This is a genomic window from Rhodococcoides kroppenstedtii (assembly GCF_900111805.1).
GTDB lineage: Bacteria > Actinomycetota > Actinomycetes > Mycobacteriales > Mycobacteriaceae > Rhodococcoides > Rhodococcoides kroppenstedtii.
Genome location: NZ_FOJN01000002.1, coordinates 284,264 through 299,940 on the forward strand (window position 1 = coordinate 284,264; position 15,677 = coordinate 299,940).

Consider the following 15,677-nt stretch of genomic DNA (forward strand, 5'->3'; position numbering starts at 1 on the left):
CCGGCGTGAACGCCCCTCTCGCCGTCGTGACGGTCACCTACTCGCCCGGCGAGCACCTGCGTACGTTTCTCGACAGTCTCGCGGCGGCCACCACCCGACCGGTCACGGTCCTGCTGGCGGACAACGGGTCCACCGACGGGGCGCCCGAGGCCGCGGCGGACGAGCGCGAGAACGTGCGCCTGGTCCGTACGGGGGAGAACATCGGGTACGGCGGTGCCGCCAATCGCGCTGTGGCCCTGACGGACCCGGCGGCCGAGTTCGTCATGGTGGTCAACCCCGACGTGCGCTGGTCGCCCGGATCCATCGACGCGTTGCTCGCGGCCGCGGAGCGGTGGCCACGTGCGGGCTCGCTGGGTCCCCGCATCCTGGAGCCGGACGGTTCGCGCTACCCGTCGGCCCGTCGGGTGCCCGACCTGACCTCCGGGTCGCTGCACGCGATCCTCGGCTCGGTGTGGCCGACCAACCCGTGGACGCAGCGGTACCGGCAGGACACCGACGCCGTGGACGAGCGCCCCGTCGGCTGGTTGTCCGGCTCCTGTCTGCTGTTGCGTCGCGTGGCGTTCGACTCCGTGGGCGGGTTCGACTCCCGCTACTTCATGTACATGGAGGACGTCGACCTCGGCGACCGGTTGGGCCGGGCCGGCTGGCTCAACGTCTACGTGCCGGACGCCGTCGTCACCCACGCGAAAGGTCATGCGGCGGGCCGTCATCCGGAGTCGATGCTTCCGGCGCACCACGAGAGCGCCTATCGCTTCCAGGCGGATCGTCATCCCGCGCCGTGGCAGGCCCCCCTGCGCGGGGTACTCCGGCTCGGTCTGGCGGTGCGCTCGCGCATCGTCGTGGCATCCGCGTTACGCCGCCGCGACGGGGCCGATGGGGTACCGGGGGACGACGCACCACACACGCAGGTCGGGACCGGCGAACGACGAGAGAGGTAGGACGCGATGACAGCTCCGGCAACCGATGCCGTGATCCTGGTGGGCGGCAAGGGGACTCGGCTGCGGCCACTGACCCTGTCCGCCCCGAAACCGATGTTGCCGACGGCGGGGCTTCCCTTCCTCGAGCACCTGCTGGCCCGTATCAGGGCCGCGGGCATCGAGCACGTCGTGCTCGGCACGTCCTTCAAGGCGGAGGTCTTCGAGGAGCACTTCGGCGACGGCAGCAGTCGCGGGCTCGACCTCGAGTACGTCTTCGAGGACGAGCCGCTCGGCACCGGTGGCGGTATTCGCAACGTGCTGCCGCGTCTGCGCGCCGACAACGTCATGGTGTTCAACGGAGACGTGCTGGGCGGCACCGACCTGCGGGCGGTGCTCGACACCCATCACGCATCGGAAGCCGACGTCACGCTCCACCTGGTGCGTGTCGGTGACCCGCGCGCGTTCGGCTGCGTCCCCACCGACGAGGACGGGCGCGTCACCGCGTTCCTCGAGAAGACGCAGGACCCGCCGACCGATCAGATCAACGCCGGCTGCTACGTCTTCCGTCGCAGCGTGATCGAGCAGATCCCGGAGGGTCGCCCGGTGTCCGTCGAGCGCGAGGTGTTCCCGGCGCTGCTGGCGGAGGGCAAGCGTGTCTACGGGCACGTCGACGCCGCGTACTGGCGGGACATGGGCACTCCCGAGGATTTCGTGAAGGGCTCCGCCGACCTGGTTCGCGGCATCGCACCGTCGCCGGCGCTCGACGGCGCTCGTGGCGAGTCGTTGGTGCATCCCGGCGCGGGGGTGGCGCCGGGAGCACTCCTCATCGGCGGCACCGTCGTCGGACGCGGCGCCGAGGTCGGCGCGGGCGCCCGTCTGGACGGCGCGGTCGTCTTCGACGGTGCGGTCGTCGAGGCCGGTGCCGTCGTGGAACGGTCGATCCTCGGTTTCGGCGCACGCATCGGTCCGCGGGCCCTGGTGCGGGACGCCGTGATCGGCGACGGCGCCAACGTCGGCGCGCGCTGCGAGCTGCTCCGCGGGGCACGCGTGTGGCCGGGAGTCACGTTGCCGGACGGCGGAGTTCGGTTCTCCACCGACGTCTGACGGCGGCGGGGCTCCACCCGGCCGGCGACGATCAGCGGGAGTTCGCCCGCTCGATCATCGCGCGGAGGGCGTCGCGCTCGGCGCCCTCCGGGCCGTCCGGCAGAGCGTCGATCGGCCACCAGCGCAGGTCCGTGGACTCCGCGCTCCGCACGGCGGCGACGTTCTCCGCATCGGCGGCGGCGCGCACGACGAACCGGAGGTCGAGGTGCCGTGTGGGCACGCCCAGCGAACACATGATCGGGTGGGTGTGCGCGTCCAGCAGGTCCGGCTCCAGCGTCAGGTCGTCGATCCCGCTTTCCTCCCGCGCCTCGCGCAGGGCGGCGTCCCGGACGGTCGCGTCGTCGGGTTCGCAGTGGCCGCCCAGTTGCAGCCACCGTCCGACGCGCGGGTGCAGCGTCAGCAGGACGTGGCGCCCGGTCCGGTCGAGGACCACCGCCGACGCCGTGATGTGTCCGGCGGCGCTCTCGCGCAGGCACGCTCGCGGCTCGGCGGCGAGGAACGCCAGCATGGTGTGGCGGACGGAGTCGGCCGCGGGGTCGTCGGTTCGCCACTCGGTCAGCACGCGCGTGGCGGATGCGTGCAACGACTCCGCGCTCATCGCTCCACCAGCACGTCGTCGATCGAGCCGGTCGGTCGCGGAGTCGGCGGCTCGGCGGGCACCCCGATCGCGACCGCGCCCACGGGCAGCCACGACTCCGGGAGGTCGAGGACGGAGCGCACCTCCTCGGGGGCGAAGATCGTGGAGCCGATCCAGCACGAGCCGAGGCCCCGGACCGACAACCCCACCAGGAACGCCTGCACCGCCGCGCCGGCGGCCACCGTGAACATCGTGCGTTCCGCGCCGCGCCGACGGGCGTCGGGATAGTCGTGTTCGCCCTCGGGAACCAGGAAGGGCAGGACGACAGCGGGTGCGTCGCGCAGGATGCGACCCCGGGCGACGCGGGCGTCCACCGATCCCGAGGTGCGGGGATCCGAGCTCAGATCGTGGCGCCAGCGGCGCTCCATCGCGTCGAGCAGAGCCGTGCGCCGCTCGGGATCGAGCAGCTGGACGAACCGCATCGGACGCGTGTGGTGCGGCGCCGGGGCGGTGACGGCGTCGGCGACGGCGTCCCGCACCGCGGCCGGGTCCACCGGGTCGGCGGTGAAGGCGCGGATTGATCGTCGGCCGGGGACGGCCGCCCGCGCCCCGCGCGCCATCGCTTCCTCGGTGCCGAGCCAGAACAGATCGTCCTCACCGGGTCGCACGAGATCGCGTGCGGTCGAGCCGTCGTCGGTGACGGTGAGACCGCGCACCACCGCGACGGGGACCCCGCCCAGCTTGCCCTTGACCAGATCGCCCGCCGCGGCCAGCTCGTCCGCGAGCGCCACCTCGGTCACCAGCAACTCGTTGCCCTGGCCGTCGCGTTCGCCGGCGTACCCGTGAAGCACGGGGAGTCCGGCAGCGCCGATCGCGTTGTCCGTCTGGCCGTTTCGCCACGCCCGACCCATGGTGTCGGTGATCACGACGGCGACGCGGACGCCGAGGCTCGCGCGAAGATCGTCGCGCAGGCGCCGGGCGGACGCGTCCGGATCCTCGGGCAGCAGAGCCAGCTCGTCGCCGACGACGTTCGATCCGTCGATGCCCGAGGCGGCCTGGACGATGCCGAGCCGGTTCTCGGTGATGAGCGTGCGTCCGCGTCGGGCGAGGACGCGCACGGCCTCCTGCTCGACGAGCCTGCGGCGCAGCGCGTCTCGCGCGTCGCAATCGGTCGGCGAGACCACCAACCGCCCTTCGGCCTTGGACACGATCTTGCTGGTGACCACCAGGACGTCCCCGTCCCGCACCCAGGGCGCCGCGGTCGCCAGCGCGGCGCCGACGTCGTCACCCGGCCGGAATTCGGGCAGGCCGGTCACGGGCAGGATCTCGACGGTCCCACCGGGAGCGTGGTCGCTCACGCCACGCCTGCCGCGCTCAGTGCCGCGCGCACCATCTCGGCGGTGGCCGACGGATCGGACATCAGCAGGGGGACGGCTCGGACGGTGACGCCGGGGACGTCCGCGGTGTCACCCTCGTCGACGAGCCAGGCGTCGAGCAGGCCGGTGCCGCTGCGCGCGCCGTAGTGTCGCCCGATGCCCTCGGCGGAGGTCTCCACGCCGATGACCGAGAGACACTCGTCGGCCATGCCCCGGAGCGGACGACCCGCGATGACCGGGGAGAGGCCCACCACCGGCGCCGACGTGGTCCGTAGCGCGGACCGCATGCCGGGGACGGCGAGGATCGCGCCGATGCTCACCACGGGATTGGACGGGGCCAGCAGGACGACGTCGGCTCCCGAGATCGCGTCCAGCACACCGTCGGCGGGCGTGGCCTGCTCCGCACCGATGTAGGCGAAGCCGTGCGTGGGGACCGCCGCGCGATGGCGAACCCACCACTCCTGGAAGTGAATTGCCTTGCGGTCGTCGCCGTCGGAGTCCGGATCGGTAATCACGACGTGGGTCTCGCAACGATCGTCGGTGACGGGCAGCAGTCGGACACCGGGGGACCACCGGACGCACAGTGCCTCGACGACAGCGGACAGCGGATACCCCGTTCGCAGCATGCGAGTGCGTACCAGGTGAGTGGCGATGTCCCGATCGCCGAGACCGAACCAGTCCGGCTGCGCGCCATAGGCCGCCAATTCCTCCTTGACGCTCCAGCTTTCGCCGCGACGCCCCCAACCGCGCTCGACGTCGATGCCGTCCCCGAGGGTGTACATGCAGGTGTCGAGGTCCGGTGTGATGCGGAGGCCGTGCATCCAGACGTCGTCCCCGACGTTGACCACGGCGGTGATCTCGTCGCCGTCGCCGAGCAGTTCACGCACGCCTTGCAGGAAGCGCGCACCGCCGACGCCGCCCACCAGAACAGTCACCTTCATGACCGTCGACCCTAGGCCCTCGTGTCGCGGAGGCCGTCGCGCGGTGACGGTGTTTGCCCGCGGCGACGCTCGGGTACCAGGCCGGGGTGAGACGGGGGTGGCACCGGGGTTCCATGAGCGAACACACCGGGGTCTCCGCGTGCCCGGATTTCGCGGGGCGTGATGGTATGGGAAAAACTGCGCTCCGCTTGACCGCGACACACCGTGGCGTGTCTAATCACAGTCATGTCATTACCGGTTCGGGCGGTGGAATCGCTTGCAGCGAACCATCGTTCGAACACGTGTTCGCTCGCCTCGGCGCGAGTGCTCGCATCGCGATCCGGCTTCACGGTCGATCATCGACACCAGTGACCGACACCGACCGCACCGCCGCTGCCAGGCGGGACGCGAAGAACATAAGGAGGCGGACGTGATGCCCGACCACCAGCACTCGAACTCCGGTCTGCAGGATCGCGCCGGCCTCCGCGTCGCGCCCGACGCCGCCGTCGAGTCGATCACGGGGCTCGACCTCGACCTGGCCGACGATCTCGAGGGTGACCCGATCGAGGCGTCCGAGGTCGACGTCGATCCGCCGCTCGTCACGCTCGGAATGCCCACGGCGGCACCGCAACCCGGCCTGGTTCTGGTCGACGGTGCGGACGAGGACGATCAGTGGCAGGAGCGCGCGCTGTGCGCGCAGACCGACCCCGAGGCGTTCTTCCCCGAGAAGGGCGGCTCCACCCGCGAGGCCAAGCGGATCTGCCTCGGCTGTGAGGTCAAGGACGAGTGCCTCGAGTACGCCCTCGCGAACGACGAGCGCTTCGGCATCTGGGGCGGTCTCTCGGAACGCGAGCGTCGTCGCCTCAAGCGCGGCATCGTCTGACCGAGCGACCCGACTCGGTCCATCGCGTCGGGATCGACTCAGTCCATCGCGTCGGGGTCGACTCAGTCCATCGCGTCGGGATCGACGACGTCGGGCGTGACGCCCAGATACGTCGCCACCTGCTCCACCAGCACGTCGTGCACCAGGTCGGTGAGGTCGTGCATCGACCTGGCCCGCCGCTCCAGCGGACGGCGGAACACCACGATCCGCGCGCGCACGGTCGCCCCGCGGCTGTCGACTCCCGCCGGGATGAGCCGCGACAGCGGAACCGGCCCCTCCGCCACCACTTCCGGCGGCCACGTCACCGAGGACGGATCGACGGCCCGGATCTTGGGCACGTCGTCGACGGCGATGTCGAGCTTGAGCAACCGGTCGTGCCACCGACGCTCGATCGGCGCGAAGGCGTCGAGCACCGCCGCATCGAACTGCTCGGACCGGGACCGGCGTCCGGGAACGGAGTCGGGGAGCAGGACCCCACGCATGCCGCGCCCACGCCGGGCCGCCGATCGCGACGTGGACGGTCGGGTGCGGTCGGAACGCGACGGGCGTGCGGGATCGGGGTACGACGACACCCGCGTCATGCTACGGCCCGGCGCCGGCACCGGTGCACGCCCACGATCCCGTCGTGTCGGCTGTTCCCCCGCGTGTCACGCGGGTTAGGGTGCTGGCTGTGAGAGCTGTGCGGGGATGTTGCCGACCGGGGTGCAACCGACCGGCCGTGGCGACGTTGACCTACGTCTACTCCGATTCCACCGCCGTCGTCGGTCCGCTGGCGACGGTGGACGAACCCCACTCCTGGGACCTGTGCGAGGTGCACGGCTCGTCCATCACCGCCCCCAAAGGCTGGGACATGGTCCGGTACGAGGGCGGTTTCGCCACCTCCGGACCGGACGAGGACGATCTCACCGCGCTGGCCGAAGCCGTCCGGGAGGCCGGCGCCCGCGATCGGGTGTCCGCTCGGCCCCTGCCGAACGCCGGGCCGGCGTCCACGCGGGCCGACGGCGAGGGCGTCGGAACCGTGCCCGTGATGCCGGCCGCGCGCACGGGTCGTCGCGGCCATCTCCGCGTTCTCCCCGATCCCTCGACCTGATTCGATCCTGCGGTTCGTGACGGGCACGCGGTCCGGGGCGGAGCCGTCAGGGTTCTCCCGCGCCTGCCCCTACCGACCGCCCGCCGGGCGTTAGGCTCTGGCGTACCCACCGAACCCCGTGTGGGTAATTCGCCGACGGTGGCGCCCGACGCACCCGGCGTTCGTCGAGATCCGGTGCGTACCGGCTCGTTCCCCCAAGACACCGAGGAGAGAATGACGTGGCTCGATCAGCGGACCTGGTCACAGCGGTCATCAAGGCGTACGACGTGCGGGGCGTCGTCGGCGAGCAGATCGACGAAGACTTCGTCCGGGACGTGGGGGCGTCCTTCGCGCGGCTCGTCGGGTCCGAGGGAGCCGACCGTGTGGTGATCGGTCACGACATGCGGGACTCCTCCCCGGCTCTCGCCGCGGCGTTCGCCGACGGTGTCGTCGCACGCGGCCTCGACGTCGTGCACATCGGACTCGCCTCGACGGATCAGCTCTACTTCGCGTCGGGCCGATTCGACTGTCCCGGTGCGATGTTCACCGCCAGCCACAATCCGGCCCGGTACAACGGCATCAAGCTCTGCCGGGCCGGCGCGAAGCCGGTGGGCCAGGACTCGGGGCTCGCGACCATCACCGCCGACGTGATCGAGGGGATGCCCGCGGCCGACGGTCCGCGCGGGGAGATCACCACCCGCGACGTCCTGGGCGACTACGCGGAATTCGTCCGGACGCTGGTCGACATCACGTCGATCCGACCGTTGTCGATCGCGGTGGACGCGGGCAACGGAATGGGCGGGCACACCGTCCCCGCCGTGCTCGGCCCCGGGCCGCTCACCGTGCACCCCTTGTACTTCGAACTCGACGGCACCTTCCCCAACCACGAGGCCAACCCGCTGGAGCCGGCCAACCTCGTCGACCTGCAGGCGTTCGTCCGTGAGACGGGTGCGGACATCGGCCTGGCGTTCGACGGCGACGCCGACCGGTGCTTCGTGGTCGACGAGCGCGGTGAACCGGTGTCGCCCTCGGCGATCACCGCCCTCGTGGCCGAGCGCGAACTCGCCGCGCACCCGTCCTCGACGATCATCCACAACCTCATCACGTCGCGGTCGGTGCCGGAGCTCGTCGACTCCCTCGGCGGTCGCCCGGTGCGCACCCGGGTCGGTCATTCCTTCATCAAGGCGCTCATGGCCGAGACGGGCGCGGTCTTCGGCGGCGAGCACTCGGCGCACTACTACTTCCGCGAGTTCTGGGGTGCGGACTCGGGCATGCTCGCCGCCCTCCACGTCCTGGCGGCCCTCGGCTCGCAGGACGCACCGCTGTCCGAGCTCATGGCGCGCTACGAGGTCTACGCCGCGTCCGGCGAGATCAACTCCACCGTCGACGACGCCGCGGAGCGCACGCGCGCGGTCGTCGACGCGTTCGCCGATCGGACGGTGTCCGTCGACCGCCTCGACGGGGTGACCGTCGACCTGGGTGACCACGCCTGGTTCAACCTGCGCGCATCCAACACGGAACCGTTGCTGCGCTTGAACGTCGAGGCCCCGACGACGGCCGACGTCGACCGGTTGACGACGGAGATCCTGGGCATCGTTCGGGGGTGAACCGGGTACAGCATGGTGGAGTGAGCGCACACAGTCGCGAGTCCCGTTCGAGCGTGGGAGGTGGGTGAGGTGGTCGAGATGCCGACGACCGTCCCGGCGACGCCGGTCGACCTCGACGACGCCGAGGCCGTGACGCGCGCCGACCGCGGCGGAGTCCTGCGATCGGCCGCCCTCGCGGGAGCGCAGATCCGCGCGACCGCGGCGGCGGTCTCCGAGGGTGCGCTGTCCCGGCTCGACGGGGCGCGGCCGCGGGCGGTGGTGATCGTCGCGCCGTCCGGTCCCGCGCGTCGGGCCGCCGGACTGCTCTCCTCCCTCGTCGCCTCCGCGGGCGTGCCGGTGGTCATCGCCCCGGCGACTCCGCCCTGGGTCGGTCCGCTGGACGTCGTCGTGGTCGCCGGAGACGACGCGGGTGACCCCGTCCTCGCGCGCTCCGTCGACAGCGCGGTCCGCCGCCGCGCCGACGTGGTGGTGACGGTTCCCGACGAAGGACCGGTCGCCGACGCCGGCGCCGGTCGGGTGCTCGCCCTGCCGCCGCGGGTGCGGGTCCTCGACATTCACGGGTTCGCCCGTCACGTGGCCACGATGACGGCGGTGCTCGCCGCCGTCGATCCCGCATTCGCCCCGGGGGATCTGGCCGACGTCGCCGACGTGGTCGACGCGGAGTCGGCACGGCATCACCCGTCGATCGAGGTGTTCCGCAACCCGGCGAAGTCGCTGGCGTCGCGCGTGGCCGGACGACGCGTGCTGGTGACCGGCGACGGCGTCGCCGCCACCGAGTTGGCTCGCCACGGCGCGTCGGTGCTGCTGCGGACCGCGGGTGTCGTCGCGGCAGCGAGCGAACTGGCCGACGCCGTCGCGGTGGTGCACGAATTCGGCGCGGTCGGTGGGCCCGGGAGCGGCGCGCTCGATGCGCCCGGGAGCGGCGGCGCCGCGCAGGACTACGACCCGCTCTTCCACGACGACCAGATCGACGGTCCGAGGCCGACCGAGCCCGTCCGCATCCTGACCGTCTCGATCGACCCGGACGACTCCTCGGTGCGTCGCCGCGTCGCCGTTCTCGGCGAGGTGGACGTCGTGCGGGTCGACGACCTGTCCGGCGACGCCGCGCCCGAGCTGCGCCCGACGCTCGAGTTCGGACCAGTGGGCCCCGGCGCGATCGCCCCGTCCGGAGGGGAAGCGGCGACGACGGTGCGGCACTGCCTCGTCCTCGCCGCGCGGCTCGAGGCGGCCGCGGCGTACGTCCAGCTCGCCGGCGGCCGATGACGGCCGCCGAACCAGACTTCTGCGCCGTCGTCCGACCGGACGACGGTTCGACGGTGACGACAGGCGGTCGACGGTGAACCTTCTCGACGGTGCGGCGAGGTCCTACGCCTGGGGGTCGCGCACGGCCCTCGCGGAATTGCGAGGGCTCGCGTCGCCCACCCGGCATCCCGAGGCCGAGTTGTGGTTCGGCGCGCATCCGGGCGATCCCGCGCAGCTGGTCACCGAGACCGGTCCCACGTCGCTGCTGGACGTCATCGACCGCGATCCTGCCGGTCAGCTGGGGGAGGCCGTCGCCGAGCGCTTCGGATCACGGTTGCCGTTCCTGGTGAAGTTCCTCGCGGCCGAGGAGCCCCTCTCGCTCCAGGCGCATCCGTCGCTGGACCAGGCGCGGGAGGGTTTCCGGCGCGAGAACGCCGCCGGTGTGCCGATCGACGCGCCGGTCCGGAACTACCGGGACGCCAGCCACAAGCCCGAGTTGGTGGTGGCACTCACGGAATTCCACGCGTTGGCCGGCTTCCGCCTGCCCCGCGAGACGATCGAGCTGTTCGCCCTCCTGGGCGCCGAGGAACTGGCCCCCTATCAGCGGATGCTGGAGGACCAGCCGGACGCGACGGGTTTGCGTACCCTCTTCACGTCGTGGATCACGCTGCCGCAGCGCGCCCTGGACGCGGTGCTGCCCGCGGTGCTCGACGCCTGTGTGCGGGCGCTCGAGCGTGCGGAGACGACGAGCGATCGACGCTTCGTTCCCGAATTGCGGACGGTGCTCGAACTCGGGGAGTACTACCCGGGGGATGCAGGTGTGCTCGCCGCGCTCCTGCTCAACCGCGTCACCCTCCGGCCCGGCGAGGCGCTCTATCTCGATGCCGGCAATCTGCACGCGTACCTGCGCGGGACCGCCGTGGAGATCATGGCCAACTCGGACAACGTGTTGCGCGGTGGCCTCACACCCAAGCACGTCGACGTGCCGGAGCTCCTGCGCGTGCTGGACTTCGAGCCGTTGCCCTCCCCGGTTCTCGAGGCGCGGACGCTGCCGGACGGCTCGGTGCGCTACCCGACGCCGGCACCGGAATTCGCGCTCACCCGCGTCGACCTGCGGAGCGGATCGTCGGCCGCCGACTCGGCGCCCTACGCACTCGAGTCCGTGGACCGCCCACGCATCCTGCTGTGCGTGCACGGTCACGTGCAGGTCCGCGCGGGCGACCGAACGCTCCCGCTCGAACGCGGACACGCCCTGTGGGTGGCCGCGACCGACCCGGCTCCGGAACTCTGCGCGGCGACCGACGACGCCACCGTCTTCGTCGCCGCGGTGGGATCGGTGGACTGACCGGTTCTTCCGCCGTCGGCCGAACCGGGGCCGTCACGCCCGACCGTGTGACGCACCGAGCACCCGTTGGTCCGTTGTGACGCCTCCCCGTGTGACGATAGGGCGCACAGCGCCGTCGACGACGGCGCGCGGACGCGAAGGAGCACGCCGGTGACGAGTCACGGCAAGGGTGCGACGGGGGAGCCGGTGAGCGGCTCCGGACAAGGTCTTCGGCGGACCAAGTCGATCGAGCAGTCCATTCAAGACACGGACGAGCCCGACACCAAACTCAAGAAGACTCTGAACTCGTGGGACCTCACGGTGTTCGGCGTGGCCGTCGCGGTGGGCGCCGGCATCTTCACCCTGACCGCGCGCACGGCCGGCAACGTGGCCGGTCCCGCCGTGTCGCTCGCGTTCGTCTTCGCCGCGATCGCCTGCGGTCTCGCGGCCCTGTGCTACGCGGAGTTCGCCTCGACGGTCCCGGTCGCCGGCAGTGCGTACACGTTCAGCTACGCCACGTTCGGCGAGTTCATCGCCTGGATCATCGGGTGGGACCTCATCCTCGAGTTCGCACTCGCGGCGGCGGTCGTCGCCAAGGGATGGTCGCTCTATCTCGGTGAGGTGCTGGGAACGGCCTCGCCGGTCGCGACCATCGGCGGACTCGACGTGGACTGGGGCGCCCTGCTCATCGTGGTCGTGCTGTCCGTGCTGCTGGTCACCGGAGTGAAGATCTCCTCGCGTGTCTCGTTGATCATCACCGCGATCAAGGTGGCCGTCGTGCTGCTCATCGTCGTGGTCGGTGCGTTCTACATCAAGGCGGCCAACTACAGCCCGTACATCCCGCCCGCCGAGCCCGCCGAGAGCGAGACCGGGCTGACCCAGTCGCTGTTCTCCTTCGTCACCGGTGCCGAGGGCAGCAACTTCGGGTGGTACGGCCTGCTCGCCGCCGCCAGCCTGGTCTTCTTCGCATTCATCGGCTTCGACATCGTGGCGACCACGGCGGAGGAGACGGTGGATCCGCAGCGGTCCCTGCCGCGCGGCATCCTGGGCTCGCTCGCCATCGTCACCGTGCTGTACGTCGCGGTCACCCTGATCCTTACCGGCATGGTCAACTACACCGAGCTGGCCGGGGACTCCTCGACGCTGGCCACGGCGTTCGAGCTCAACGGCATCACCTGGGCGCAGCAGATCATCTCCTTCGGCGCCCTGGCCGGTCTCACGACGGTGGTCATGGTGCTGCTGCTCGGGCAGTCCCGCGTACTGTTCGCGATGTCGCGCGACGGACTGATGCCGCGTGCGCTGGCCAAGACCGGCTCCCGGGGAACCCCGGTGCGCATCACCGTGCTGGTGGCCGTCGTGGTCGCGGTTCTCGCGACGTTCTTCCCGATCGGGACGCTCGAGGAGATGGTCAACATCGGGACCCTGTTCGCCTTCGTCCTGGTCTCGATCGGCGTCGTGGTGCTGCGCCGGACCCGGCCCGATCTGAAGCGCGGGTTCCGGACGCCGCTGGTGCCGCTGGTGCCGATCCTCGCGGTCGTCGCGTGCCTGTGGCTCATGCTGAACCTGTCCGTGGAGACCTGGCTCCGGTTCGTGGTCTGGATGGCGTTGGGCGTGATCGTCTACTTCGCGTACTCCCGGCGTCACTCCGTGCTCGGTCGGCAGCAGGCCGGGCTGGAGTAGTACACCTCGCGTCGGTCCTCGACCCCCGCCCTCGACCCCCGCCCTCGACCTGCGTCGACGGCGGGGGTTCGGTCGTTCGTGACGCCCCGAAACGATCCGATGGTATGTTTCGACGCGATGTAACGATTCGATCACCCGAATCGAGCCGCCCGTCGGGACGTCGGTTCGGGTGTCCGACGGGTGGGGCACCGGGGAGGAGCGTGGAACGGTGACGCGGGGATGGCGGGATCCGAAGAGGTATCTGTGGCCGCTGGGCATCCTGGCGCCGGCGTCCGCCCTGTTGCCGTCCCAGCTGGTGCTCCACACGGGCTGGCCGATCTTCTGGTGGAGCGGCGTCCTGATCTTCTTCGTCGCCATTCCGCTGCTCGACGTCACAGTGGGTGCGGACGGTAGCAATCCGCCGGACGACGAGGTCCGCGATCTCCAGCACGACCGGTTCTACCGCTGGTGCACCTTCCTGTTCCTGCCCGTGCAGTACGCCGGGTTGATCGTCGCCTGCTGGCTGGTGGCCTTCGGAACCCTGTCCACCGTCGACCGCCTGGGGTACGCGGTGTCCGTCGGTCTGGTCGGCGGCATCGGCATCAACGCCGCGCACGAACTGGGCCACCGTGTCGAGCGGGCGGAGCGGCGCCTCGCCAAGATCGCGCTCGCGCAGTGCGGCTACGGGCACTTCGTGGTCGAACACAATCGCGGCCATCACGTCCGCGTCGCGACGCCGGAGGATCCGGCCAGTGCCCGACTCGGCGAATCGCTCTACCGCTTCTTCCCGCGCACGATTCTCGGTGGCGTCCGGTCGGCGTGGGCCCTCGAGCGCGATCGACTGCGTCGTCGTGGGCGGAGGGTGTTCTCGGTGCACAACGACGTGCTCACCGCGTGGGGTCTGTCGGTGGCGCTGGTCGCGCTTCTGACGCTGGTGTTCGGGCCCGTCGTGCTGCCCTTCCTGCTGGTGCAGGCGGTGACCGGCATCCTGCTGCTCGAGTCGGTGAACTACATCGAGCACTACGGACTGCTGCGGGAACGCACCGCCACCGGACGCTACGAGCGCTGTTCGCCGCGACACAGCTGGAACAGTGATCACCTGGTGACCAACATCTTCCTCTACCACCTGCAGCGTCACAGCGATCACCACGCCAACCCGGGCCGTCGGTTCCAGACGCTGCGCAGCTTCGACGAGTCGCCGCAGCTGCCCGCCGGTTACGCGACCATGGTGTTGCTGGCCGCGGTGCCGCCGATGTGGCGTCGGGTCATGGATCCGAAGGTCGTCCGCCACTACGACGGCGACGTGAATCGGGCGAACCTCGCGCCGGGCGCCGCCGACCGACTGCGCGCTCGATTCCCGGTGCGATCCACCGCCGACACCGGGGTCGCCGTCAGGGGATAGCCTGGGTCTGCGATCACCAGCCGTGTCGATCGCCAGCCGACCAGGGAGTGCCTCCAGACATGACCACATCCGAGACGACCACCTCCGAGACGCAGGCGCTCGCCGACACCCTCGGTGCGCTGCAGTCCGACATCGTGAACGGTCTCGAGTTCAAGATCGCCGACATCTCGCTCGCGGAGTACGGGCGCAAGGAAATCGGTCTGGCCGAGCACGAGATGCCCGGCCTGATGGAGCTCCGGCGGGAGTACGCCGACGTCCAGCCGCTCAAGGGTGCGCGGATCTCCGGCTCCCTGCACATGACCGTGCAGACGGCCGTGCTGATCGAGACCCTGGTCTCGCTCGGCGCCGAGGTGCGCTGGGCGTCCTGCAACATCTTCTCCACTCAGGACCACGCGGCCGCGGCGATCGTCGTCGGCCCGCACGGTACGCCGGAGGCGCCGCAGGGCGTGCCCGTCTTCGCCTGGAAGGGCGAGTCCCTCGCCGAGTACTGGTGGGCGGCCGAGCGCATGCTGACGTGGCCCGTCGCCGAGGACGGCACGGCCCGTCCGGCCAACATGATTCTCGACGACGGCGGCGACGCCACCATGCTGGTGCTGCGCGGGGCGCAGTTCGAGAAGGCCGGCGTGGTCCCGCCCGTGGACGAGGAGCGCGACTCCGACGAGTACAAGGTCTTCCTCGGACTGCTGCGGGCCTCGCTCGAGCAGGACGCGGGCAAGTGGACCGCCATCGCGGAGTCGGTGCAGGGTGTCACCGAGGAGACCACCACCGGTGTGCTGCGGCTCTACCAGTTCGCCGCGGCCGGCGAGCTGACCTTCCCGGCCATCAACGTGAACGACTCGGTCACCAAGAGCAAGTTCGACAACAAGTACGGCACCCGCCACTCGCTCATCGACGGGATCAACCGCGGCACCGACGTGCTGATCGGCGGCAAGAAGGTCCTGATCTGCGGTTACGGTGACGTCGGCAAGGGCTGCGCGGAATCGCTCGCAGGCCAGGGCGCGCGAGTCCAGGTCACCGAGGTCGACCCGATCAACGCCCTGCAGGCGCTCATGGACGGCTTCGACGTCGTCACCGTCGAGCAGGCGATCGGGGACGCGGACATCGTCATCACCTCGACCGGCAACAAGGACATCATCACCCTCGAGCACATGCGGTCGATGAAGGACAAGGCCATCCTGGGCAACATCGGCCACTTCGACAACGAGATCGACATGGCGGGACTGGAGCGCTCCGGCTCGACGCGGATCAACATCAAGCCGCAGGTCGATCAGTGGGTGTTCTCCTCGGGCAAGTCCATCGTCGTTCTCTCCGAGGGCCGTCTGCTGAACCTCGGCAACGCCACCGGCCACCCGTCCTTCGTCATGAGCAACAGCTTCTCCAACCAGGTCATCGCGCAGATCGAACTGTGGACCAAGCCGGACGAGTACGACAACGAGGTCTACCGCCTGCCCAAGCACCTCGACGAGAAGGTCGCGAAGATCCACGTCGAGGCGCTCGGCGGCACGCTGACCAAGCTCACCAAGGAGCAGGCGGAGTACATCGGCGTCGACGTCGAGGGCCCGTACAAGCCCGAGCACTACCGGTACTGACGCCGGTA

14 protein-coding genes are annotated in these 15,677 nt (G+C 70.7%); 10 read left to right on the forward strand and 4 right to left on the reverse strand.

The window, feature by feature from the left end:
- Nucleotides 1-5: 5 nt before the first annotated feature.
- Both BMZ18_RS03460 and BMZ18_RS03465 read left to right on the forward strand, forming a co-directional pair.
- On the forward strand, nucleotides 6-938 hold the full coding sequence (locus tag BMZ18_RS03460; RefSeq protein WP_068362498.1) for a glycosyltransferase family 2 protein: 933 nt from the start codon (nucleotides 6-8) through the stop codon (nucleotides 936-938).
- Between the two features lie 6 nt (nucleotides 939-944).
- Nucleotides 945-2,021, forward strand: coding sequence for a mannose-1-phosphate guanylyltransferase ManB (locus tag BMZ18_RS03465; protein ID WP_068362464.1), 1,077 nt, complete (start codon nucleotides 945-947; stop codon nucleotides 2,019-2,021).
- A 31-nt stretch (nucleotides 2,022-2,052) separates the two neighbouring features.
- On the opposite strand, the gene BMZ18_RS03470 is transcribed toward BMZ18_RS03465, so the two are convergent.
- Genes BMZ18_RS03470 through cofD form a run of 3 tightly spaced genes read right to left on the reverse strand, consistent with a single transcriptional unit; the run spans nucleotide 2,053 to nucleotide 4,915 of the window.
- Nucleotides 2,053-2,619: an NUDIX hydrolase gene (locus BMZ18_RS03470; RefSeq protein WP_068362461.1), complete on the reverse strand. Its 567-nt coding sequence runs from the start codon at nucleotides 2,617-2,619 to the stop codon at nucleotides 2,053-2,055.
- Nucleotides 2,616-3,956, reverse strand: a complete 1,341-nt coding sequence (locus BMZ18_RS03475; protein ID WP_068362460.1) for a coenzyme F420-0:L-glutamate ligase — start codon at nucleotides 3,954-3,956, stop codon at nucleotides 2,616-2,618. The genes BMZ18_RS03470 and BMZ18_RS03475 overlap by 4 nt, the downstream gene beginning before the upstream one ends.
- Nucleotides 3,953-4,915 carry a 2-phospho-L-lactate transferase gene (gene cofD / locus BMZ18_RS03480; protein ID WP_068101932.1) on the reverse strand — a complete coding sequence of 321 codons (963 nt, stop codon included), beginning with the start codon at nucleotides 4,913-4,915 and terminating at the stop codon, nucleotides 3,953-3,955. Before cofD ends, BMZ18_RS03475 begins: the two co-directional genes overlap by 4 nt.
- 589 nt (nucleotides 4,916-5,504) lie before the next feature.
- Here cofD and BMZ18_RS03485 point away from each other — a divergent pair.
- Nucleotides 5,505-5,777 carry a WhiB family transcriptional regulator gene (locus BMZ18_RS03485; protein WP_139203833.1) on the forward strand — a complete coding sequence of 91 codons (273 nt, stop codon included), beginning with the start codon at nucleotides 5,505-5,507 and terminating at the stop codon, nucleotides 5,775-5,777.
- A gap of 62 nt (nucleotides 5,778-5,839) precedes the next feature.
- On the opposite strand, the gene BMZ18_RS03490 is transcribed toward BMZ18_RS03485, so the two are convergent.
- Nucleotides 5,840-6,259 (reverse strand): metallopeptidase family protein, encoded by a 420-nt coding sequence (locus tag BMZ18_RS03490; RefSeq protein ID WP_235606587.1) that lies wholly within the window; start codon nucleotides 6,257-6,259, stop codon nucleotides 5,840-5,842.
- A 188-nt stretch (nucleotides 6,260-6,447) separates the two neighbouring features.
- Here BMZ18_RS03490 and BMZ18_RS03495 point away from each other — a divergent pair, with 188 nt between their 5' ends.
- The 7 genes from BMZ18_RS03495 to ahcY all read left to right on the forward strand — a co-directional run bounded on the left by BMZ18_RS03495 (nucleotide 6,448) and on the right by ahcY (nucleotide 15,669).
- Nucleotides 6,448-6,867, forward strand: coding sequence for a DUF3499 domain-containing protein (locus BMZ18_RS03495; protein WP_170851437.1), 420 nt, complete (start codon nucleotides 6,448-6,450; stop codon nucleotides 6,865-6,867).
- A 218-nt stretch (nucleotides 6,868-7,085) separates the two neighbouring features.
- The gene (locus BMZ18_RS03500; RefSeq protein ID WP_068362454.1) at nucleotides 7,086-8,453 is read left to right on the forward strand and encodes a phosphomannomutase/phosphoglucomutase; all 1,368 of its coding nucleotides are present in this window, start codon (nucleotides 7,086-7,088) and stop codon (nucleotides 8,451-8,453) included.
- A 78-nt stretch (nucleotides 8,454-8,531) separates the two neighbouring features.
- Nucleotides 8,532-9,716, forward strand: coding sequence for a hypothetical protein (locus BMZ18_RS03505; protein WP_068362493.1), 1,185 nt, complete (start codon nucleotides 8,532-8,534; stop codon nucleotides 9,714-9,716).
- Nucleotides 9,717-9,789: 73 nt separating this feature from the next.
- Entirely contained in the window at nucleotides 9,790-11,040 is a 1,251-nt protein-coding gene (manA, locus tag BMZ18_RS03510) for a mannose-6-phosphate isomerase, class I (RefSeq protein ID WP_068362449.1), read from the forward strand.
- A gap of 150 nt (nucleotides 11,041-11,190) precedes the next feature.
- On the forward strand, nucleotides 11,191-12,699 hold the full coding sequence (locus tag BMZ18_RS03515) for an amino acid permease (RefSeq protein WP_068362448.1): 1,509 nt from the start codon (nucleotides 11,191-11,193) through the stop codon (nucleotides 12,697-12,699).
- Between the two features lie 169 nt (nucleotides 12,700-12,868).
- A complete protein-coding gene (locus tag BMZ18_RS03520; protein WP_244516398.1) occupies nucleotides 12,869-14,080 on the forward strand; it encodes an alkane 1-monooxygenase in 1,212 nt (403 codons plus the stop codon).
- A 59-nt stretch (nucleotides 14,081-14,139) separates the two neighbouring features.
- Nucleotides 14,140-15,669: an adenosylhomocysteinase gene (gene ahcY / locus BMZ18_RS03525; RefSeq protein ID WP_068362447.1), complete on the forward strand. Its 1,530-nt coding sequence runs from the start codon at nucleotides 14,140-14,142 to the stop codon at nucleotides 15,667-15,669.
- Nucleotides 15,670-15,677: the final 8 nt, after the last annotated feature.